16 protein-coding genes are annotated in these 20,593 nt (G+C 61.2%); all 16 read left to right on the top strand.

Features of this window, described 5'->3' with window-relative positions:
* Positions 1 to 38 precede the first annotated feature (38 nt).
* The 16 genes from ACI2I1_RS02675 (at position 39) to ACI2I1_RS02600 (ending at position 20,559) form a co-directional block, all read left to right on the top strand.
* Positions 39 to 1,742: a peptidoglycan D,D-transpeptidase FtsI family protein gene (locus ACI2I1_RS02675; protein WP_404678322.1), complete on the top strand. Its 1,704-nt coding sequence runs from the start codon at positions 39 to 41 to the stop codon at positions 1,740 to 1,742.
* On the top strand, positions 1,739 to 3,220 hold the full coding sequence (locus ACI2I1_RS02670; protein WP_404677795.1) for a UDP-N-acetylmuramoyl-L-alanyl-D-glutamate--2,6-diaminopimelate ligase: 1,482 nt from the start codon (positions 1,739 to 1,741) through the stop codon (positions 3,218 to 3,220). Before ACI2I1_RS02675 ends, ACI2I1_RS02670 begins: the two co-directional genes overlap by 4 nt.
* A complete protein-coding gene (murF, locus tag ACI2I1_RS02665) occupies positions 3,217 to 4,674 on the top strand; it encodes a UDP-N-acetylmuramoyl-tripeptide--D-alanyl-D-alanine ligase (RefSeq protein WP_404677794.1) in 1,458 nt (485 codons plus the stop codon). The genes ACI2I1_RS02670 and murF overlap by 4 nt, the downstream gene beginning before the upstream one ends.
* Before the next feature lie 16 nt (positions 4,675 to 4,690).
* Positions 4,691 to 5,761, top strand: a complete 1,071-nt coding sequence (gene mraY / locus ACI2I1_RS02660; protein ID WP_224812046.1) for a phospho-N-acetylmuramoyl-pentapeptide-transferase — start codon at positions 4,691 to 4,693, stop codon at positions 5,759 to 5,761.
* On the top strand, positions 5,758 to 7,053 hold the full coding sequence (gene murD / locus ACI2I1_RS02655) for a UDP-N-acetylmuramoyl-L-alanine--D-glutamate ligase (RefSeq protein WP_404677793.1): 1,296 nt from the start codon (positions 5,758 to 5,760) through the stop codon (positions 7,051 to 7,053). Before mraY ends, murD begins: the two co-directional genes overlap by 4 nt.
* A gap of 5 nt (positions 7,054 to 7,058) precedes the next feature.
* Complete coding sequence (locus ACI2I1_RS02650; protein ID WP_404677792.1) at positions 7,059 to 8,318, top strand: FtsW/RodA/SpoVE family cell cycle protein; 1,260 nt, start codon at positions 7,059 to 7,061, stop codon at positions 8,316 to 8,318.
* Positions 8,315 to 9,526, top strand: coding sequence for an undecaprenyldiphospho-muramoylpentapeptide beta-N-acetylglucosaminyltransferase (murG, locus tag ACI2I1_RS02645; RefSeq protein ID WP_404677791.1), 1,212 nt, complete (start codon positions 8,315 to 8,317; stop codon positions 9,524 to 9,526). Before ACI2I1_RS02650 ends, murG begins: the two co-directional genes overlap by 4 nt.
* Entirely contained in the window at positions 9,523 to 10,932 is a 1,410-nt protein-coding gene (gene murC / locus ACI2I1_RS02640; RefSeq protein ID WP_221542860.1) for a UDP-N-acetylmuramate--L-alanine ligase, read from the top strand. The genes murG and murC overlap by 4 nt, the downstream gene beginning before the upstream one ends.
* Before the next feature lie 38 nt (positions 10,933 to 10,970).
* The gene (gene murB / locus ACI2I1_RS02635; protein ID WP_404678321.1) at positions 10,971 to 11,900 is read left to right on the top strand and encodes a UDP-N-acetylmuramate dehydrogenase; all 930 of its coding nucleotides are present in this window, start codon (positions 10,971 to 10,973) and stop codon (positions 11,898 to 11,900) included.
* Positions 11,901 to 11,909: 9 nt separating this feature from the next.
* Complete coding sequence (locus tag ACI2I1_RS02630; protein WP_404677790.1) at positions 11,910 to 12,902, top strand: D-alanine--D-alanine ligase; 993 nt, start codon at positions 11,910 to 11,912, stop codon at positions 12,900 to 12,902.
* Positions 12,865 to 13,800 carry a cell division protein FtsQ/DivIB gene (locus ACI2I1_RS02625; RefSeq protein WP_404677789.1) on the top strand — a complete coding sequence of 312 codons (936 nt, stop codon included), beginning with the start codon at positions 12,865 to 12,867 and terminating at the stop codon, positions 13,798 to 13,800. The genes ACI2I1_RS02630 and ACI2I1_RS02625 overlap by 38 nt, the downstream gene beginning before the upstream one ends.
* A complete protein-coding gene (gene ftsA / locus ACI2I1_RS02620; RefSeq protein ID WP_221542863.1) occupies positions 13,800 to 15,098 on the top strand; it encodes a cell division protein FtsA in 1,299 nt (432 codons plus the stop codon). The genes ACI2I1_RS02625 and ftsA overlap by 1 nt, the downstream gene beginning before the upstream one ends.
* 138 nt (positions 15,099 to 15,236) lie before the next feature.
* The gene (gene ftsZ / locus ACI2I1_RS02615; protein ID WP_404677788.1) at positions 15,237 to 17,042 is read left to right on the top strand and encodes a cell division protein FtsZ; all 1,806 of its coding nucleotides are present in this window, start codon (positions 15,237 to 15,239) and stop codon (positions 17,040 to 17,042) included.
* Positions 17,043 to 17,245: 203 nt separating this feature from the next.
* A complete protein-coding gene (locus ACI2I1_RS02610) occupies positions 17,246 to 18,991 on the top strand; it encodes an SPOR domain-containing protein (RefSeq protein WP_404677787.1) in 1,746 nt (581 codons plus the stop codon).
* A gap of 159 nt (positions 18,992 to 19,150) precedes the next feature.
* Positions 19,151 to 19,654 (top strand): YbjN domain-containing protein, encoded by a 504-nt coding sequence (locus ACI2I1_RS02605; protein WP_404677786.1) that lies wholly within the window; start codon positions 19,151 to 19,153, stop codon positions 19,652 to 19,654.
* Positions 19,655 to 19,776: 122 nt separating this feature from the next.
* Positions 19,777 to 20,559, top strand: a complete 783-nt coding sequence (locus ACI2I1_RS02600; RefSeq protein WP_404678320.1) for a Bax inhibitor-1/YccA family protein — start codon at positions 19,777 to 19,779, stop codon at positions 20,557 to 20,559.
* Positions 20,560 to 20,593: the final 34 nt, after the last annotated feature.

Genomic DNA, 20,593 nt, shown 5'->3' with positions numbered 1-20,593 from the left:
CATTCTCCGCTCTCCACGGTGGACCGGGAGCGGTTAGCATGGCGATGGCGAGCGGGCGGGTGCAACTCGTCAGCATCCGCCAGAAATCGCTCGATCTTGCACGCTGGCGCGTGCTCTGGATTGCGGCGATCTTTGCACTTCTGGCCGCCGTGGCTGTCAGCCGGATCGTTTATCTTGGGGCGGGCGGTGAAGAGGCCCGCGCCACTTCGCTCGAAGCTGCTCTGCTGCCTGACCGCGGGGAAATCGTGGACCGGAACGGCGTGCCGATGGCCCGCGCCTTCCCGGCTTACGCGTTATGGTTCAATCCCGATGCCTTGGGCGAAGATGAAGAGCCGCTGGTTGCGGACCCCGCTGAGGTTGCAGCCAAGCTGAAGGCGATCTTCCCGGACATGGACGAGAAGGCTCTCGCTGCGCATCTCGCCAGCGGCAAGGGCGGCTACCTGAGGCGTCGCCTCCTCCCTGAAGAGGCCAACCAGGTGCAGGATATCGGCGAGCTCGCGCTCGAGATGCCGATGGAAGAAGATCGTCATTATCCTCAAGGCCAGATGGCGGCGCATGTCTTGGGTTACGTCGCTGCCGACGGCACTGGGCGCGTGGGCATGGAACAGGTCTTCAACGATCACCTGACCAATCCGGCAACCCGGGGGACGCCCATTGCCCTCTCCATCGACGTCCGGGTTCAGGGCGCGCTCGAGGATGAGCTGCGTCGCGGAATGAAGCTGACGCAGGCCCAAGGCGGCGCTGGCATCGTCTTGGATGTGGATACCGGAGAAGTCATGGCGCTAGCGTCGCTGCCGGAATTCGATCCGAACAAGATCGACGCCGAAGGGCAGAAGCTCATGTTTAACCGCGTGACCAATCAGGTCTATGAACTCGGTTCGACATTCAAGCCCTTGACCGTAGCCGCAGCGATCGACTCAGGCACCATCCGTGATCTCGGTAAACGCTTCGATGCCTCTCCTGTGAATGTAGGGCGCTTCACGATCCGCGATAGTCACGCCATGGGGCCAACGCTCAATGCGGTCGAAACGCTCATCCATTCTTCCAACACCACAAGCGCACGCATTGCTGATGAAATGGGGCCGGAACGGCTCCGTCAGTATATGATCGATCTGGGCATGAACGATCGTCCGCAGATCGAACTTCCGGCCAAGGGCTTCCCCTTGTGGCCGGGAGACGATTGGGCGCGCCTCACGAACATGACAGTCGGTTTCGGCCATGGCATCGCAGTGACCCCTCTGCACTTAGCCAGTGCATACGCAGCGATGGTGAATGGCGGCGTCTACCGCCCGGCCACCTTGAAGAAACTTGGTCCGGGCCAGGCACCCAAGGGGCGCCGCGTGTTCAAAGCGTCCACTTCCAGCCGCATGCGGCAGATGATGCGCGCCATTGCTATCTACGGCACAGGCCGCAATGCCGATGCCCCAGGCTATCGCGTCGGCGGCAAGACCGGTTCCGCCGAAAAGCCGGGTGGTAAGGGCGGCTATCGCCGCACAGCACTGGTTTCTACTTTCGCCGCAGCGTTTCCTATGGACCGGCCGCGCTACGTCGTCATCGCCATGCTGGACGAACCGAAGGGAACGCTGGCCAGTTCCTATCAGCGTACCGCAGCTTGGAATGCGGCCCCAATCGTTGGTCGGCTCGTGCCGCGTATCGGTCCGCTGATCGGCGTGCGTCCCGACGACAAGCGCGATATCGATATTTCCGCCATCACCCCCCTCATTCCCGAGGCGCAGAAATGAAGTTAGCCAAGATCTGCACCGGCGCCGGTTTAACTTGCCCGGAAGCCGCAGACATATCAGTCACCGGCTTCGCGATCGACAATCGCAAGGTCGCGCCGGGCACGGTGTTCGGTGCCTTCCAGGGTGCCCAGGTCAATGGTGAAGATTTCATTCCGGCTGCTGTAGAAGCGGGGGCGGTTGCTGTCGTGGCGCGGCCGGAAGCCGACGTCGTCGGCGCCTTGCACATCGCCGCGGCGACACCCCGGAAATGCTTTGCGGAAATGGCCGCGCAGTTCTTCACTCCCGTTCCCGAGCACATCGTCGCGGTTACCGGGACGAATGGAAAAACCAGCTGCGCCGAGATGACCCGCCAGATCTGGCGCATGGCGGGAGAACGTGCGGCAAGCATCGGTACCTTGGGTGTGACTACACCTGACGGAAGCGTTTCGACGGGGCTGACGACGCCCGACATCGTGACCTTCCTTTCGAACATGAGTGGGTTGGCGCGCGAAGGTGTGACGCACGTCGCTTATGAAGCGTCGAGCCACGGCCTTTCCCAATATCGCAACGAGGGCATCCCCGTCGCAGCGGCGGCTTTCACCAACTTCAGCCGCGACCATCTCGATTACCATGCCGACATGGAGGACTACTTCGTTGCCAAAATGCGGCTGTTCGACGAAGTTGTTTCTGATGGCGCCACGGCTGTCGTATGGCTGGGCGCGGACAATAGCGACTGGAACAGGCGCGTTGTAAAGCACGCCGAGAAGCGCGGTCTTGAGATCATGACCGTCGGAGAAGAGGGCAAGGACATCCGCTTAATTGGCCGCGAACCAACGCAGCTCGGTCAATCGCTCACCGTCGAGCATGATGGAACCGAGCGCACTATCAATCTGCCACTGATCGGTGCTTATCAGGTGTCCAACGCGCTGACTTCAGCCGGGCTTGCCTTGGCAACCGGCATCGATGCGAGCCGGGTTTGGGACGGCGTTGCCCGTCTGCAACCTGTACGCGGTCGCCTCGAACGCGCCGTGATCGCGCCAAGCGGTGCTCCCGTCTATATAGATTACGCCCACACGCCCGACGCATTGGAAGCCGCGATTGCGGCACTGCGTCCACATGTGACAGGCCGCCTAATCACCGTTTTCGGTGCTGGCGGAGACCGCGATCACGGGAAGCGCGCTCCGATGGGGCAAGCTGCTGCGAAGTCCAGCGACCTCGTAATCGTCACCGATGACAATCCCCGGGGTGAAGATCCTGCGGAAATCCGTCGACAGGTGCTTGAAGGCGCTGGTGATGCGCGCGAAGTGGCTGGGCGCCGCGAAGCCATTCACGAAGCCATTGCCGCCGCAAGAGCGGACGATATCGTCCTAATTGCTGGCAAAGGGCACGAAACGGGTCAGATCATCGGATCGGGAGAAAGCATGCAAGTCCATCCTTTTGATGACGTCGAAGTCGCTCGCGAATGTGCTGCCCAGATCGCCGCTGGCGGTGCGGCATGAGCGCTGCGATCCTGCGCCATCCTGCTTATGTCGAATGGCCGACCGATCCGCGCGATCGTCTCCCGCTCACCTTATGGGGCAGCGAGGCCATCGCAAAGGCAGTAGGCGGAAAAGCCAGCTGCGAATTTCAGGTCGCCGGTGTCGAAATGGACAGCCGCGATGTTGTCAACGGGGATCTCTTTGTCGCTCTCAAGGGCGAAGAAATGGACGGCCACCGGTTTCTCGACAAGGCTTTCGAGAACGGGGCTGCGGCGGCAATTGTAGATCGTCCAGTCGATTATCCGCATGTCCTTGTCGACGATACAACTGCAGCGCTCAAGGCACTCGCGGCGGCGGCGAGAGGACGGACCGGCGCGAAAATTATCGGGGTTACCGGCTCGGTGGGCAAGACCGGGGTCAAGGAAGCGATTTTCGCCAGCCTCGAGCGGGCGAGCCGCGGTGCAGCACACCGTTCGACCCGTAGCTATAACAACCACGTGGGCGTTCCGCTCAGCCTTGCCAGAATGCCGGCGCGAAGCCGCTTCGGCATCTTCGAAATGGGCATGAACCACGCCGGAGAGATCGAAGGCCTTTCCAGGCAGGTTCGCCCGCACATCGCCGTGATTACCACGATCGCACCGGCCCACATCGAAAATCTGGGCTCGATGGAGGCTATAGCAGAAGCGAAAGCCGAAATATTCCTCGGCCTTGAGCGGGGCGGCGTTGCCGTAATCCCCGCGGACAGCGAACATTGTGAACGGCTGCGGCTTGCCGCGGTGGCCATGGAAGCCAAAGTGATCAGTTTCGGCCGGGCACCCCATGCCGATATCCGTTTGCTAGATGCCATACCGAGCGCCAACGGGGGCAGCCTGGTGACCTGCGAATTCGATAACGGGCGTCTGTGCTACACCGTAGCCGAGCCCGGCGATCATTGGGTGATCAATTCGCTCGCAGTCATGGCTGCAGTTCGTGCGGCAGGCGGGGACATGGCAGCAGCCGGTCTCGCTCTGGCCGAGATGGGCGGACTGAAAGGAAGGGGCGCGCGCCACGGAATTTCTGTTCCCGGAGGCACTGCGCTGATGATCGACGAAAGTTACAACGCTAATCCGGCCAGCATGCGCGCTACGCTCGCGCAACTGGGCCAGACCCCGTCGAGCCGCCGCATCGCCGTCTTGGGCTCCATGAAAGAGCTGGGCGATTTCGCAGACAAATTCCACAGCGCACTTTCCGAACCGCTCATCGCAGCCGATGTGGACTATGCGATATTCGTCGGTGAAGAGATGCGCGCTCTTGCCCGGGAACTGGGGAAACCTGCCTTTAACTCGCTTGGCAAGCCGCTCGAGTGGGAGCATTGCAATACTGCCGGGGAGGCTGTCGGGCTGCTGGAGCAATTCGGCATCATCGCAGGGGACGCCGTGCTGGTGAAAGGTTCGAATTCAGTCGGCCTCGGAAAGCTGGTCGACCACTTTACCTAGGAAGCGCCGCGCGCCGATGCTCTATCTTCTCGCCGAATATTTCAATTTCGAAGGTCTATTCAACCTTGTGCGCTACCAGACCGCGCGCGCGGGGGCGACATTGCTTACAGCCTTGCTGATCGGGCTGTTTATCGGGCCCCGTTTTATTGACATGCTGCGCGTGCGGCAGGGTAAGGGGCAGCCGATCCGTGAAGACGGGCCCCAGACCCATCTCGCTAAGGTAGGCACGCCGACCATGGGCGGTTTGATGATCCTTGCCAGCCTCACCCTGTCGATGTTGCTTTGGATGGATCTCAGCAATCCTTTCGTCTGGGCGTGCATGGCCGTGACCGGTGGTTTTGGCCTGATCGGTTTCCTTGACGATTACGACAAGGTTTCCAAGTCCAGCCACAAGGGCGTTTCGGGGAAGGTGCGCCTGCTATTCGAATTCGCCGTGGCCGGGATCGCCAGCTGGATCATCGTCAGCCAGATCAATACCTTCGTCTATGTTCCCTTCGTAAATGATTTCGGGATCGAGCTTGGGCCGCTTTATTACGTTTTCGCAGCATTCGTGATCGTAGGCGCCGGAAACGCAGTAAACCTCACCGATGGTCTGGACGGCTTGGCCACGATGCCGGTGATTATCGCGGCAGGCACTTTTGCGGTCATCGCCTATCTTGTGGGCCGCGTGGACTATTCCGAATATCTCGGTATCCCTTACGTGGAAGGCGCGGGTGAGCTGGCAATCTTCTGCGCGGCAATCATGGGGGCGGGACTCGCCTTCCTGTGGTTCAACGCCCCTCCGGCTGCGGTCTTCATGGGTGACACCGGTTCGCTGGCCCTCGGCGGCGCACTGGGCGCGATTGCAGTGGCGACGCATCACGAGGTTGTCCTGGCGATTGTCGGCGGGCTGTTCGTTTTCGAGGCGCTCTCGGTCATCATCCAGGTGTTCTGGTTCAAACGCACCGGGCGCCGGGTCTTCCGCATGGCTCCCATCCACCACCATTTCGAGCAACTCGGCTGGTCCGAGAGCAAGGTCGTGATCCGCTTCTGGATCGTAGCCATAGTGCTCGCACTTCTGGGGCTGGCAACGCTCAAGCTGAGATGATCACCTCACCCGCCTGGAAGGACAAGAAATACGCGGTGCTCGGGCTCGCGCGGTCCGGCCGGGCGACGGTCGAGGCGCTGCTCGCGGCAGGAGCGGACGTGCTCGTGTGGGACGACCGCGAGGAAGCGCGCGAGCCCTATGCCGGTCGCTGTGACATCGGCGATCCGCTGGAGGCGGACCTCAATGGTTATGCAGGCGTGGTCGTCAGCCCCGGCGTCCCGCTCAACTCCCACCCGATCAAGCCCCATGCCGACAGCTTTGACGTGCCGGTCATCGGCGATATCGAACTCTTTGCACAGGCAAGGGCGGACTTGCCGCCTCATAAGGTCGTCGGCATTACCGGCACCAATGGCAAATCGACCACCACCGCGCTGGTCCATCATATCCTCAAAACCGCAGGCTTACCGACGACGATGGGCGGCAACATCGGCCTGCCGATCCTCGAACAGGAGCCTCTGCCCAAAGGCGGGGTCTATGTGCTGGAGCTGTCGAGCTACCAGATCGACCTGACCTATTCGCTCGATTGCGATGTGGCGGTAATCCTGAATATCACCCCGGATCATCTCGACCGGTATGACGGCGATTTTGGCAAATACGCCGCAAGCAAGTCGCGCCTCTTTTCCTTGCAGAAGCGCGGGCAGAACTCGATCGCACGTTTTACTGATGCTCGGTCGCTGGGCTCTTTCGCAGAGGGTTCGATTGCGAGCATTCTTGAAGATGTGCTGAGCAATCGCGGTGTCACGCGGAGCGAACAGTCGGAGTGGCCATCGCTAAAAGGGCCGCACAACTTGGAAAACGCTGCTGGCGCTATCGAGGTTTGTGACATTCTCGGACTTTCCGCCGGACAAATTCGCGAAGGCCTCCGCACTTACCCCGGCCTCCCGCACCGCATGGAACGGGTCGCCGAGATATCCGGCGTCACCTATGTCAACGACAGCAAGGGCACCAACACCGCCGCCTCCGCGCCCGCGCTCGCAGCGTTCGAAAATATTCACTGGATCGTCGGTGGGCTCGCCAAGGAGCCGGGGCTCGGCGAGTGCGAGCCCGAGCTGGGCCATGTGAAGGCCGCCTACACTATCGGCAAGGCCGGGCCGGACTTCGCGGCGCTGCTCGAAGGCAGCGTACCTGTGAAGCAGTGCGAAACGCTCGACCGGGCGGTGACCTTTGCTGCCGCCAAGGCCGACGCGGGCGACACCGTCCTCCTCTCCCCTGCCTGCGCCAGCTTTGATCAGTACGCCGACTTCGAAAAGCGCGGCGAGCATTTCCGTGCACTGGTGGAGGGCCTGAAGTGACCGCCATGCAGCCCTTCGTCCCCGGCGCCAAGCGCAAGCCGGCCCACATCCCGGGTGGCAAGCTGTCGCGCTGGAGCCAGCTGAAGATCTGGTGGCGCGAGATCGACCGCGTGCTGCTTGGGCTTGTTCTGTTGCTGATGACGCTCGGCACCATAGCCGTGGCAGCGGCCAGCCCGGCCAGCGCCGATCGTCTTTCGACATCGACCGAAACGCTAAATCCGCTCTATTTCTTTTATCGCCACCTCGCCTGGCAGGCGATTGCGCTGGGCGTCATGTTTGGCGCATCCTTGCTGAGCCGCGAGAATGCACGCCGTTTTGGCGTGATACTCGGCGCCGCGATGCTCGGGCTGCTCTTTCTCGTGCCATTTATCGGAGTGGAAATTAACGGTGCGCGGCGCTGGATAAGCATCGGCATGCAGTTCCAGCCATCGGAATTCCTCAAACCCGCTTTCGCGATCGTTCTCGCCTGGATCCTCTCCTGGCGCATGCGCGATCCCAATTTGCCGGTCCTCTGGATATCGACAGGGCTCACCGGGCTCATCGGAATGCTGCTCATGATGCAGCCGAACTTCGGCGAGTTCATGCTTTTTGCCGGTGTATGGATGGTGATGATCCTTCTGGCGGGCATGCCGATGAAAAGGTTGGGCGCGGTGATAGGGCTTGGCCTGTTCGTGCTGACCGCAACCTATTTCCTCTATGACAATGCCCGGCATCGCATTGACGCCTTTTTCGGCGGCGGCACGGCATACGATCAGGTCGATCTTGCCAGTCGGACGCTATTGGCAGGCGGTTGGACGGGATCAGGCTATGGGCTGGGGCTGAGGAAGATGAGCCTGCCGGAGGCACATACCGATTATATCTTCAGCGTGATCGGGGAGGAGTTCGGATTGATCTTCTGCGCGCTCATAGTGCTGATCTACCTGGCCATCATCGTCCGGGTCCTGATGCGTTTGTTCGACGAGGAAGATCTCTTCGCGCTGCTGGCCGGAACGGGGCTCGTGTCGCTCCTCGGGGGGCAGGCTTTCATCAACATACTCGTCAATTTGCAGCTCTTCCCTTCCAAGGGCATGACCCTGCCGCTCGTCAGCTATGGTGGCTCTTCTACGATAGCAGTGTGCATGGCAGTTGGCCTGCTGATCGCGATCACGCGCCGCAATCCCTATCTGAAAACCACCACGAAAGGGCTTGGCGACCTGCTGGGCATGGGGCAGGGCAGGGCGATGAAGACGCCAGAGGCGCGCATCTCGCGCGAGATACACCAGTGACCCATTCCAATCGCCATTACGTGCTCGCAGCCGGTGGGACCGGCGGCCACATTCTGCCTGCTTTTGCCTTGGCGACCGAACTCGACAAGCGAGGCCACCATGTGGCGCTAATCACGGATGAGCGGGGCGCCCAAATCCCGGGCAAGCCTGATTTCATGCCTGCTCACGTCCTCCCGGCAGGGCGTTTCGGGAAGAATCCGCTGCAGTGGCTTCGCGGAGCAAAAGCGGTGTGGGAGGGGCGCAAGATGGCCATGCGCCTGTTCGAAAGTTTTCAACCAAGCGCAGTGATCGGTTTTGGCGGCTATCCTTCGCTACCCTCCATCCTCGCCTCGACTTCGGCACGAATTCCCACGATCATCCATGAACAGAACGCGGTGCTGGGCCGTGTGAACAGGCTGTTCGCCAACCGGGTTGACGCGATCGCGACCGCTTACCCTGAGGTTCAGAGGCTCAAGCCGTTGCAGCAGGGGAAGACCCATCTGGTCGGCAATCCGGTGCGGGCCGAAGTGCTTAACCTGCGCAAACGACCATTCCCGCCATATGAGGAAGAAGGCCTTCTTCGCGTACTCGTCACTGGTGGCAGCCAAGGCGCGCGCGTCTTGTCCGAAGTCGTGCCCGACGGGCTGGCCATGCTGGCCCCCGCCATTCGCCAGCGGCTCCAGGTTACACAGCAATGCCGTCCGGAAGATCTCGCAGCTGTGCGCGAGCGCTATCTCACTCACGGCATCCCTGCCGAGCTTGGCACGTATTTCGAAGACATGGCGACGCGGCTTGCCGATGCGCACCTTTTTATCGGCCGTGCGGGTGCCTCGACCATTGCCGAACTAACCGCGGTCGGCCGGCCTGCCATTCTCATACCGCTGCCCATCGCGACGGACGATCATCAGGCCGCGAATGCTCGGGAGATGGCCAAGGCGGGCGGTGCGCGGATGATCCGTCAGGAAAAATTCGGCCCCAAGGAGTTGGCCAAACAGATCAAGGCGCTGGCGGACAATCCCGAAGGCCTTGCAAATGCTGCCCATGCTGCGTGGAACTGCGGGCGCCCCAAGGCCGTAGAGGACCTTGCCGACCTCCTGGAAAGCTTCGGCGGGGCGGATATGATGGATGTGATCCGCGTCGGCGGAAATAATGCGCGTGGGGCCTCTCAAGGCGTCGTGGCAGGACAAACCTCCAAGACAACGACCGCCAAGAAGGAGAGCGCGGAATGAAGGGCGTACCAACCGATATCGGAACGATCCATTTTGTCGGGATCGGCGGCATCGGCATGTCGGGTATCGCCGAGGTGATGAACAATCTGGGCTATACGGTGCAGGGTTCAGACCTGAACGAAAGCCCGGTTGTCGAACGGCTCCGCGCGCAAGGTATTTCGGTGAGGATCGGGCACGCGAAGGAAAATGTCGAAGGTGCTTCGGTCGTCGTGACTTCGACGGCAGTCAAGCGCACCAATCCCGAAGTGGCGCACGCGCTTGAAAACCGGATTCCGGTGGTTCGCAGGGCCGAAATGCTTGCCGAGCTCATGCGGCTGAAATCTACCATTGCGGTGGCCGGTACCCATGGCAAGACCACTACTACCAGCATGATCGCCAGCCTGCTCGACTGTGGCGCTATCGACCCCACGGTGATCAACGGCGGCATTATCGAACAATATGGTTCGAACGCGCGGCTAGGCGATAGTGACTGGATGGTGGTCGAAGCCGATGAGAGTGACGGAAGCTTTCTGCGTCTCGATGGGACCATTGCGGTCGTGACGAACATCGATCCCGAGCATTTGGATCACTACGGCGACTTCGACGGGGTGAAGGATGCTTTCGTCGAGTTCATCCACAATGTTCCGTTTTACGGTGCTGCGGTGCTTTGCATTGATCACCCTGAAGTCCAGGCAGTGATCGGCAAGGTTCGAGATCGCCGCGTGGTGACGTACGGCTTCAATCTCCAGGCGGATATTTGCGGCGTCAACGTTCAGCCGCATGAAGGCGGAAACCGTTTCGACGTCATCGTTCGTCAGCGGGGCGAGGAGGATCGCCGGATCGAGAATGTGTGTCTCCCGATGCCTGGCCGCCACAATGTGCAGAATGCATTGGCGGCAATCGCCGTATCGATCGAGATGGGCTGTCCCGATGAGGTGATTTGCAGCGGCTTCTCCAGTTTTGGCGGCGTCCGACGCCGATTTACCAATGTCGGCACTGTGGCAGGCGCGACCGTGATTGACGACTATGGCCATCACCCGGTCGAAATTCGCGCCGTGCTGGAAGCTGCGCGCGAAGCGACCCGGAACCGCGTGATCGCAGTGATGCAACCCCATCGGTATACTCGCCTCAATGATTTGATGGACGACTTCCAGAGCGCCTTCAACGAGGCGGACCAGGTCTATGTCACTCCGGTTTATGCGGCAGGTGAGGATCCGATCGAAGGCGTCGATGCGGAAGCCCTGGTCGAAGGTTTGAAATCGCGTGGACATCGCAGTGCCATGACGGTGCAGGACCGCGAAGATTTGGCGAAGAAGCTGGCCACTGACATCGAAGAGGGCGATCTCATCGTCTGCCTCGGTGCGGGCGACATAACCAAGTGGGCCGCAGGCCTTGCCGATGCGATCGGCAAGGAGCGTGCCGAGTGACGCAGCAAGAAAACGATGTCTGGAACTTCGATAGCGGCATGGCTCCCGACTGCTCCGTGGAGGGGAGTATCGAAGCGCCGATCGAAACCGATGGCCTGCGCGGTAAACTGACTTCGAACGCGCCGCTTGCAAAGCTGGTGTGGTTCAAAAGCGGCGGCAATGCCGACTGGTTGTACGAGCCCGAAGACATGGATGACCTGCAGGAGTTTCTCCGGCGGATCGACGGGAGTCTGCCAATCATGGCCCTTGGCCTCGGCTCAAATATGATTGTCCGCGATGGCGGCGTGCCGGGCGTGGTAATTAAGCTCGGCAAGCCGTTCGCCGATGTTTCGATCGATGATGATAGCTGTATCGTGGACTGTGGTGGCGGGGCGCATGGAATACTCGTCGCCAGTGCAGCCCGCGATTGCGGGGTGGCAGGTCTTGAATTCATGCGCGGCATCCCCGGCACGGTCGGCGGCTTCGTCCGCATGAACGGCGGGGCCTATGGCCGCGAAGTGAGCGATGTGCTGATCGACTGCGACGTAGTCATGCCCGGCGGCGCGATGCACCGTCTCCCTGCGTCTGATCTTCAATATTCCTATCGTCATTCCGCCCTACCTCAGGGTGCAGTCGTCGTCCGCGCTCGGTTTCAGGGCGTGTCGGGGGACCCCGAAGTCATCGGCGCGAAGATGGACGAGATTGCCGAGGCTCGGGAAAACTCCCAGCCGCTGCGCACCAAGACAGGTGGGTCAACCTTCAAGAACCCGCCGGGTGAAAAAGCGTGGCAACTGGTCGATGCAGCGGGTTGCCGCGGACTTGCCATAGGCGGCGCGCAGGTGAGCGAGAAGCACACCAACTTTCTCATCAACACGGGGAATGCCACGAGCACGGATATCGAGGGGCTGGGCGAGGAAGTGAAGCGCCGCGTCTACGAAAATTCGGGTGTGGAGCTCGAATGGGAAATACAGAGAGTGGGGCGACCTTAAGGAATGAGTATGACCGATCTCTCCAAACTTCCTGCCGATATTCACATCGCCGTCCTGATGGGCGGTTGGGCCAATGAAAGGCCTGTCAGCCTGATGTCTGGCGAAGGCGTTGCGAAAGCGCTGGATGAGCGCGGCCACAGGGTTACCCGGATCGACATGGACCGCGATGTTGCCGCGCGCATTGCAGAAGTGAAACCCGACGTCGTCTTCAACGCTCTGCACGGCGTTCCAGGAGAGGATGGTACAGTGCAGGGCATGCTCGACCTCATGGGCGTACCCTATACACACTCCGGTCTCGCCACCTCGGTAATTGCCATCGACAAGCAGCTGACCAAGCAGGCGCTCGTTCCTCACGGCATTCCGATGCCTGGCGGGCGTATCGTCAAGACCGTCGACTTGTTCAAGCGGGATCCGCTGCCGCGCCCCTATGTGCTGAAGCCCGTGAACGAGGGTAGCTCGGTCGGCGTCGCCATCGTGACCGACGACGGCAATTACGGCAATCCCATTGCCCGCGATGCGAAAGGGCCTTGGCAGGACTTCTCGGAGCTTCTGGCCGAGCCTTACATCAAGGGCCGCGAAATGACGTCGGCAGTGGTGGATTTCGAAAGCGGCCCACGAGCTCTCGCTGTGACCGAACTAAAGCCCAAGAGCGGGTTTTACGATTTCGATGCCAAATATACCGATGGGATCACCGATCATATCTGTCCGGCAGACATTCCCGAGCGTATTCGGGATCTTTGCCTCGAGATCGCGCTTAAGGCACACAAAGTGCTGGGGTGCCGCGGCACCAGCCGGACAGATTTCCGCTGGGACGAGGAGCAGGGCGAGGACGGTCTGTTCGTGCTCGAAACGAATACCCAGCCCGGCATGACACCGCTCAGCCTTGTGCCCGAGCAGGCGAGAAACGCCGGGATCGAGTATGGCGAACTGGTCGAAACCATAATTGCCGCAGCTTTGCGAGACCATGACGGTGTTAAACGGAACCGGGGAAGCGATGGCTAAAGTCAGCCGTAAACCCACCGGCGTCCGCCGATCCGCCGCCGCGCGCAGTCGCAGTCAGAAGGCACGCGCCGCCAAGCGCCATACCTCAGGTCTGCTTGACCGCATCATGGCTGCGCTGCCCTTCACAGAGGACCAGTGGCACAAATTCTTTCTTGCTTCGATCATCGCGCTCGGGCTCGTGATCGCATGGACGGTGGCCAGCTATGCCGGCGTGCCGGAGATTGCGCGCGCGGAGCTCGCCAAATCGGCCAGTCGCGCAGGCTTCGAAGTCGATCGGGTACGCGTGACCGGGGTAGAGCGGCTAAACGAACAAATCGTCTATGAGCGGGTCCTCGGCGAACAGGACCAGCCGATGCCGCTCGTCGAAGTCGGCGAGATCCGCGAGCGTTTGCTTGAATTGCCTTGGGTGAAGGATGCCCGCGTCTCCCGGCAATTGCCAGATCTGCTCAAGATAGACATCGTCGAACGAGAACCTCACGCTATCGTGCAGAAGCCAGACCGGCTTATCCTGGTCGATGCGACTGGCCATGAACTGGAGGCCGTGTCGCGCGAAGAAGCGCCGGACATGCTCGTGATATCGGGCCCTGGAGCACAGAAGCAGGTGGCCGATCTTGGGCGACTGCTCGATGCCGCTCCTGCGCTGAAGCCGCAGATCGCCGCAGCGGAGTGGATCGGCAACCGGCGCTGGAACCTCACTTTCGGAACAGGTCAGATGCTCGCCCTACCGGAAGGCGACAAGGGCCCTGCCGCACTGGTAAAATTTGCGGAAATGGATGGTAGAAACCGCCTCATCGGCGGCAAGGCCGTCGCGATAGATATGCGCGTGCCAGACCGCGCCTATCTGCGCTGCAAAGATGGCCCGTGTCCGCGCGGGCTTACGGCGGCGATGGCCGAATAATGGCGTCTTCTCCGAACACTCCCCTGCCGCGCATCAATCGCGTCTTCGCAGCCGTGAATATCGGCTCATTCCGTATTTCATCGATGATCATGGGCCAGGCCGAGACGGGCGAGATGATCGTGCTTGGCTCTTCCCACCGCAAGGCCGAAGGTATCAAGCGGGGCTACATTACCGACATGGTAGCCGCCACGCACGCCATTCGGGCAGCAGTGGAAACGGCTGAAGCGAATGCCAATACCACCGTGTCAGGCGTGTGGATCGGATGTGCGGGCGCGGGTCTGTCAAGCAAGATCGCGAGTGTCGAGGTGGCCATTGGCGGGCGCAGGATCGACGAGGATGATGTCGAGCACCTTCTGTTCGCGGCGCGTGACCATATTCAGCCCGAAGGCCGCACCGTACTGCACGCACAGCCTGCCCATTACACGCTCGACGGTGCCCATGGCGTCGCAAATCCCATCGGCCTGCATGCCGAGACACTTGGCGTGGACGTCCACGTCACTCTTGCCGATGGTGCTCCAGTGCGAAATCTGATCGAAGCCGTTCAGAGCGCGCATCTCGATGTCGATGGTGTGGTGGCAAGCCCCTTGGCGGCAGCCTATGCCTGCCTTTCGAACGAGGAGCGCGATCTGGGTGTTGCACTGGTCGAGATCGGCGCTCAGGTGACGAATGTGTCCGTCCATGCGGGGGGGATGCTCCTCGGACTGCGGTCCATTCCTGTCGGTTCGAACGACATCACCGATGCCATCGCTAGCTCGCTAGGCATCAGGCGCGGTCAGGCCGAGCGTCTGAAATGCGTGTCGGGTTCGGCAATCGCGACACCGAGTGACCATCGTGAGATGATCCCCGTGAATGCGCCGGGGGAAGAAGTCGACGGTAGATTGGCCCGCGGGGCCGACGAACAGAACCGCATCCCTCGGGCAGAACTGGTTTCGGTGGTCACGGATCGTCTTGGCACGATGACAACCGAAATCAGCAAGGGCCTCAAGGCAATGGGTTTTTCCGGCGCGAATGGCGGTCAGGTGGTGCTGACCGGGGGCGGTGCGGAATTGCACGGGATTGCAGAATTCGTGCAGGGCGCACTTGGGTTACCCGTGCGTCGGGGCAAGCCGCCAGCCCTGCGCGGATTGCCCGAGGCGCATGCCACGCCTGGCTTCGCGACCTTGGCGGGCCTGTGCCTTTATGCCTCCGAAGATCCGGTCGACATCCGCAATGTGGGCCCCAGCTATCAGCCGACGAGGCGGTACTCGGGACTGGGTCTTGTCAACCGTGTGGTGCAGGCGGTACGTGAATATTTTTGAATGTAAGGTAATTTCGGTTGAATCGAGCCGCGCAGCGCGGTGGATAACGGCAATTACCCTTTGCCTACGCGAATCGCTTTGTGCCAAAAGCGTGCGTGAAATGGCTTCGGCCAAAATTTTTTCCCAAGGGAACGCCTAATGAGCATCAATATCGGTCCTGCATCCAGCGACGACATGCGCCCCAAGATCATGGTTGTCGGGGTTGGCGGTGCTGGCGGAAACGCCATTGCAAACATGATGGACGCCGAAATCGAGGGCGTCGATTTCATCGTTGCCAATACCGACGCCCAGGCCCTCACAAGCTCGCCTGCAGAAAAGCGCATCCAACTCGGCCCCGATATCACGGGCGGACTGGGCGCAGGGGCTCGGCCCGAAGTGGGCAAGGCAGCGGCCGAAGAAACGGTCGAGGATATCGAAGACGCGCTGGAAGGTGTGAACATGTGCTTCATCGCAGCCGGCATGGGCGGCGGCACGGGCACTGGCGCTGCACCGGTGATTGCCGAAGCAGCGCGCAGGAAGGGCGTTCTGACCGTAGGCGTGGTCACCAAGCCGTTCCTTTTCGAAGGCACGCGGCGCATGCGCAGTGCCGAAGCGGGCATCGACGAACTGCAGAAGCATGTCGACACGCTGATCGTCATTCCCAACCAGAATCTGTTTCTGGTTGCCAAGGCAGATACCACCTTCAAAGAAGCGTTTGCTCTCGCTGACGAAGTGCTCCAGCAGGGCGTGCGTTCGATTACCGATCTCATGGTCATGCCGGGCCTGATCAATCTCGACTTTGCCGACGTTCGCTCAGTGATGAGCGAGATGGGCAAGGCGATGATGGGAACAGGCACGGCGGAAGGCGACAATCGCGCACTCGAAGCGGCTGAACGCGCGATCGCCAATCCACTGCTCGACGGCGTCAGCATGGCCGGGGCCAAGGGCGTAATCATCTCCATCATCGGCGGCGAGGACATGAAGCTGCTCGAAGTTGATGAGGCTGCAAACCACATCCGCGAGCTCGTCGATGACGACGCGAACATCATCTGGGGTAGTGCCTTCAACCCCGATCTCGACGGGCAAATTCGCGTATCCGTTGTGGCGACGGGTATTGAGGAAGGCGGCCGGTCCACTCCTGCTCAGCCGCGCAATTTCTCGATGGCCCCGCAGCGGGCTCCGCAGCGTCCGGTATTGGACCTGGAAGAAAGCAAGCCTGAAGAAGAGCCGTTCGAGCTTGATCAGGGCATGTCCGCCGAGCCGACACCCGCCCCGGCGCCCGCTTATGATCCGGCGCCCCGTGCACCCGCCAAGCCAGCCGCGTCCGACTATGATGACAGCGCGGATGAAGAAGGCCCGTTGATGAATCCGGCCGGCCTTTCTCCATCTGGCCTTGGCGATGATTACGGCGAGGAAGACGAGGACTATGATGATGTCGACGGCATTGTCGATCCGCTTGCCGGAATGCGCAACGAGCATACCGAACGTTTCGATCGCTATAACGCAGACGAACAGGGCGGCGTTCCCGCTCCTGCCGATGATCGCAATTACGCGCGTGGCAGCCGGTCCGAAGATGGATGGACCGACGAAGATCCGCGCGCAGTGACCACTCCGCTAGATCTCTCGGACGAAGCGGATTTCGACGACGCCCTTGATCTTGGTGGCCACGCACGGGCCGATCGCTCGGGAGGCGGCGCAGCGGCGCAGCCGAACCGCAGTCCGCTGTTTTCCGGTCAAGGCGCCGGGGCGGGCTCAGGTGCCGACAGCCGGGGAGCAAATAACGCTCCGGGCGGCGCTCCCGCGGGTGGGGCCTCGCAAGGTAGCACTCTGTTTGAACGCATGGCCAATCTGTCGCGTGGCTCGAACTCTTCACAGGACGAGGAGGACGACGATGATGATGGCACCAATGGCGATGGCGGCGGCCTGAACATCCCTCGTTTTCTTGGCCGGCAGAACAACCAGTAACTTTGGCTATGGCGCGGTTTGCTGGTTTTCGAAACGTCAGGCGGCTTCAGCATAGCAAACGTTGGTGGGCTGGCGCGGCAGTAGTCGCGCTGGCGGCTGGTGCGCACTCGGCGCACGGCCAGGAAGTCGTTCAGCCCCTGCCGTCGCCCAGTTCCTCCCAGCTAAGCTCTGCCTTGCAAAGACTTGCGCAGGACGGGAACGATGTGGCCGCTCTAATCGATGCAGGAGATGCCGCGATCGGTTTGGGCGATGTGGCAGCGGCTATCGGTTTTTTCGGCCGCGCACAGGAAATCGCGCCCACCAATCCCAGGATTTCGCTCGGTATGGCGCGGGCCTACACTCTTTCGCGGAGGCCGGTTGAAGCGTTGCGGCTTTTCGCAGAGGCGGAGCGTGGCGGCATTCCGTTGACTGTTATGGCGGCAGAACGGGGGCTGGCGTTCGATCTGGTCGGCGATGCAGCGAGTGCACAAGAACTTTATCGCCTCGTGCTTTCATCCGGTCCTAATGAAGACATTCGGCGCAAGCTGGCGTTGAGCCAGGCCATTTCCGGTGATCGGGTCGGGTTCGAAGCCACTCTTCTCCCTCTGCTTGAAAAAGGGGATTTCGCGGCGTTCCGCACCAGGGCGTTCGGTCTTGCCATTTTAGGAGACACCGATGCTGCGGTCGGCATCGCGCGGGACATGATGCCGGGCGCAGCATCCGCGCAGATCGAGCCATATTTGCGCTACATGACGCAGCTCACGCCGGCGCAGCAAGCCGCGGCGGGCGCTTTGGGAATCTTTCCTCGAAGCTCCAACGTCGGCCGGGACGATCCCGATATCGCGGCCTACACGGGCTCGGCGGGGACCACTGCCACGACGGCCGGAAGCAATCTTGCCCCCGCGGGCGCGCCGCTGGGAAGCAGGGCGAAAGCGAGGACCGCTCGCGAACCCACCTCCGACCGCCGGACAAGGCGCGATCAACGTAGAGGCGCAGAACGCTCCGGCAGACGTCAGGCGCCACCCTCTCCTGCGGCAGCGCCGCCGCTGGCGCCCCCTCCGCCAGCGCAGGAAACGCCCGCTGCCGAGCTCCCTGCACTTGCCAGTTCCGGCGAGTTACCTGCAGTAACTCCGGACCCATCTTCAGTAGAAACACAGCCCAGCCCCGCGCAGGACGAAGCTGCGGCGCGCGCAGCAGCCCCATTGCCGCAGCCGCTTCCAGCTCGGGCTCTGCCACCCGTATCGCTGCCGCCGGAGCCGAGGGAAAGCGTATTGGAAGCCTTTGCCGGTCTCGATCTCGCGGACGGCGCGTCCACTGCTCCCCGCGCCGGAGCGGTCGACATCAGGTCGATCGAGGTGCCGCGTGAAACGAATGAGCCGCCTAAGCCTGCTATTCCATCCCGCAACTGGGTCCAGATAGCGACGGGGCGCGATATTGCCGCACTGGCCTTCGACTGGCGGCGCATTACCCGAAGCGCGGGTGGAGAACTGGCGGGTAAGAAAGCGTTCACTGCCCCTTGGGGTGAAGCGAACCGTCTCCTGGCGGGCCCTTACGAAAGCGCCAGGGAAGCACGGGCGGTTGTCGCCAAGCTCACGGCAATGGGCGTCGACAGTTTTGCCTTCACCAGTGCGCGAGGAGAAGAGGTGACTGCACTGGCGGGAACAGACGCCGCTCCCAACGGGCCTCCGCCTGCACCAGCCAATCCTGCAAGGAATTGGGTTCAGGTCGCAACCGGCCGGGATCGTGACGCGCTGGGCTTTGACTGGCGACGCATATCGAGAAAGGCGGACGGAGCCCTGAAGGGCAAAGGGCCTTTTGTTGCAAGCTGGGGAGCGACCACTCGCCTGCTTTCCGGGCCTTACGATTCGGAGGCGGCTGCGCAGGACGTCGTCACCCAGTTGAAAAAGCTCGGCATCGACAGCTTTACCTTCTCCAGTAAGGATGGCGAGCCGGTCGAGAAGCTCGACTGAACCGACAGCTGGAATTCCAAACTAATCCGTATCCGGAATCTTGTTCACAACCTTTGCACAAGCTGGTGTCGTTCTCCCCAGCGCCGAAGCCGGTCGTGATTGCCAAGCTCCTTAACCAATCGGCACAAGCGAGTGCATGAGATGGACGGGAACTCGCTAATGCACTCCGCAGAACGCCGATACGAGGTTGAGGACGATGCGGCTCCGCTCGACATGCTTGTCGCTCTGTTCGGTGCGCGGGGGTGGCCGTTCGACGTTTCGGCGGATGAAATCTGCGGCGAAATTCAGGGTAGCTGGGCCAAATACCAATTGCGCGGCATCTGGCGCTCGGACGACCGTGTTCTCCAGATACTCTGTTTGCCGGATATCCGCATCGCGGCGGAGAAACAGGGCGCGGCGCACGAACTGGTTGCCTTGGCCAACGAGCAGATGTGGCTCGGCCATTTCGACATTTGGTCGAACGGAAGTGTTCTCCTCTACCGCAATGGTACATTGCTCGGTGACGAGGGTCTGCTGAGCCTGGATCAGGCGCAGGCTCTGGTGGAGATCGCAGTAGAGGAATGCGATCGCTTCTACCCGGCGTTCCAGTTCGTTCTGTGGGGTGACAAGGAGCCACGCGCCGCGCTCAAGGCGGCCATGGTGGAAGCGGCTGGCGAAGCCTAATTTCCTTACCCATATATTAGCCATCTGTGTTTCGGTTTTCCTTGAAATAGGCGCGAAAAAAAGCGATATTGTCATCAGAAGCGGGGGCGGGTTCGTTTCCGCGCATGGGAGTTTTTGAAAAAATGGCCAACTGGAACGAAACAGATCGCAGGCCGGACATGACGTCCGTTCCGCGCGCTGGCGATCCGGCAGCCCGCGGCGTTACGTTCGACGCAGGGCTGCGCAAGCATATGCTGTCGATCTACAACATGATGGCTTCGGGCGTCTTGCTGACCGGCATCGTCGCCATGCTGTTCGTCAATTCGCCTTTGTTCGACGCCGCGTTCAACGTGGTTCAGACCCCCTATGGCCGCGCCACGCAGCCAACCGGCCTGGGCTGGATCATCTCGCTAGCCCCGCTGGCCTTCATCCTGGTCCTGAGCTTCGGCGGCGTGCAGCGCTTCTCGAAGACCGCGCTTCAGGCCATGTTCTGGTCGTTCGCGGTGTTGTTCGGCATGTCGATGTCCACCATCTTCATGACCTATACCGGTGAATCGATCGCGTCGGCATTCTTCGCCGCGGCAGCTGCTTTCGCTGGACTGAGCCTGTTCGGATACACGACCAAGAAGAACCTTTCGGGCTGGGGCAGCTTCCTCGTGATGGGCCTCGTCGGCATCATCGTCGCCATGCTGCTCAACGCCTTCTTCTTCCAGTCGGGCGCGATGGGCCTCGTGATCAACATCCTCGGCGTGCTGATCTTCGCGGGCTTCACGGCCTATGATACGCAGCGCTTGAAGACCGAATATTCCTACGTTCGCGGAACGGAATACGCGGGCAAGGCGGTCGTCATGGGCGCGTTCAGCCTCTATCTCGACTTCATCAACCTGTTCATGTTCCTGCTGCAGTTCCTCGGTAATCGCGAATAAGCGATCCTCTGACGAACGCGGTCTTCGGACTGAA

This window comes from Qipengyuania sp. NPDC077563 (genome assembly GCF_044901345.1).
GTDB lineage: Bacteria > Pseudomonadota > Alphaproteobacteria > Sphingomonadales > Sphingomonadaceae > Qipengyuania > Qipengyuania aestuarii.
The sequence above is the reverse complement of the archived record's forward strand: the minus strand, read 5'-3'. Positions and strand labels throughout refer to the sequence as shown.

Coding starts and splice junctions, on each gene's coding strand:
- ACI2I1_RS02675 (WP_404678322.1), top strand. CDS start 39: ATGGCGATGGCGAGCGGGCGGGTGCAACTCGTCAGCATCCGCCAGAAA.
- ACI2I1_RS02670 (WP_404677795.1), top strand. CDS start 1,739: ATGAAGTTAGCCAAGATCTGCACCGGCGCCGGTTTAACTTGCCCGGAA.
- murF (WP_404677794.1), top strand. CDS start 3,217: ATGAGCGCTGCGATCCTGCGCCATCCTGCTTATGTCGAATGGCCGACC.
- mraY (WP_224812046.1), top strand. CDS start 4,691: ATGCTCTATCTTCTCGCCGAATATTTCAATTTCGAAGGTCTATTCAAC.
- murD (WP_404677793.1), top strand. CDS start 5,758: ATGATCACCTCACCCGCCTGGAAGGACAAGAAATACGCGGTGCTCGGG.
- ACI2I1_RS02650 (WP_404677792.1), top strand. CDS start 7,059: ATGCAGCCCTTCGTCCCCGGCGCCAAGCGCAAGCCGGCCCACATCCCG.
- murC (WP_221542860.1), top strand. CDS start 9,523: ATGAAGGGCGTACCAACCGATATCGGAACGATCCATTTTGTCGGGATC.
- murB (WP_404678321.1), top strand. CDS start 10,971: ATGGCTCCCGACTGCTCCGTGGAGGGGAGTATCGAAGCGCCGATCGAA.
- ACI2I1_RS02630 (WP_404677790.1), top strand. CDS start 11,910: ATGACCGATCTCTCCAAACTTCCTGCCGATATTCACATCGCCGTCCTG.
- ACI2I1_RS02625 (WP_404677789.1), top strand. CDS start 12,865: ATGACGGTGTTAAACGGAACCGGGGAAGCGATGGCTAAAGTCAGCCGT.
- ftsA (WP_221542863.1), top strand. CDS start 13,800: ATGGCGTCTTCTCCGAACACTCCCCTGCCGCGCATCAATCGCGTCTTC.
- ftsZ (WP_404677788.1), top strand. CDS start 15,237: ATGAGCATCAATATCGGTCCTGCATCCAGCGACGACATGCGCCCCAAG.
- ACI2I1_RS02605 (WP_404677786.1), top strand. CDS start 19,151: ATGCACTCCGCAGAACGCCGATACGAGGTTGAGGACGATGCGGCTCCG.
- ACI2I1_RS02600 (WP_404678320.1), top strand. CDS start 19,777: ATGGCCAACTGGAACGAAACAGATCGCAGGCCGGACATGACGTCCGTT.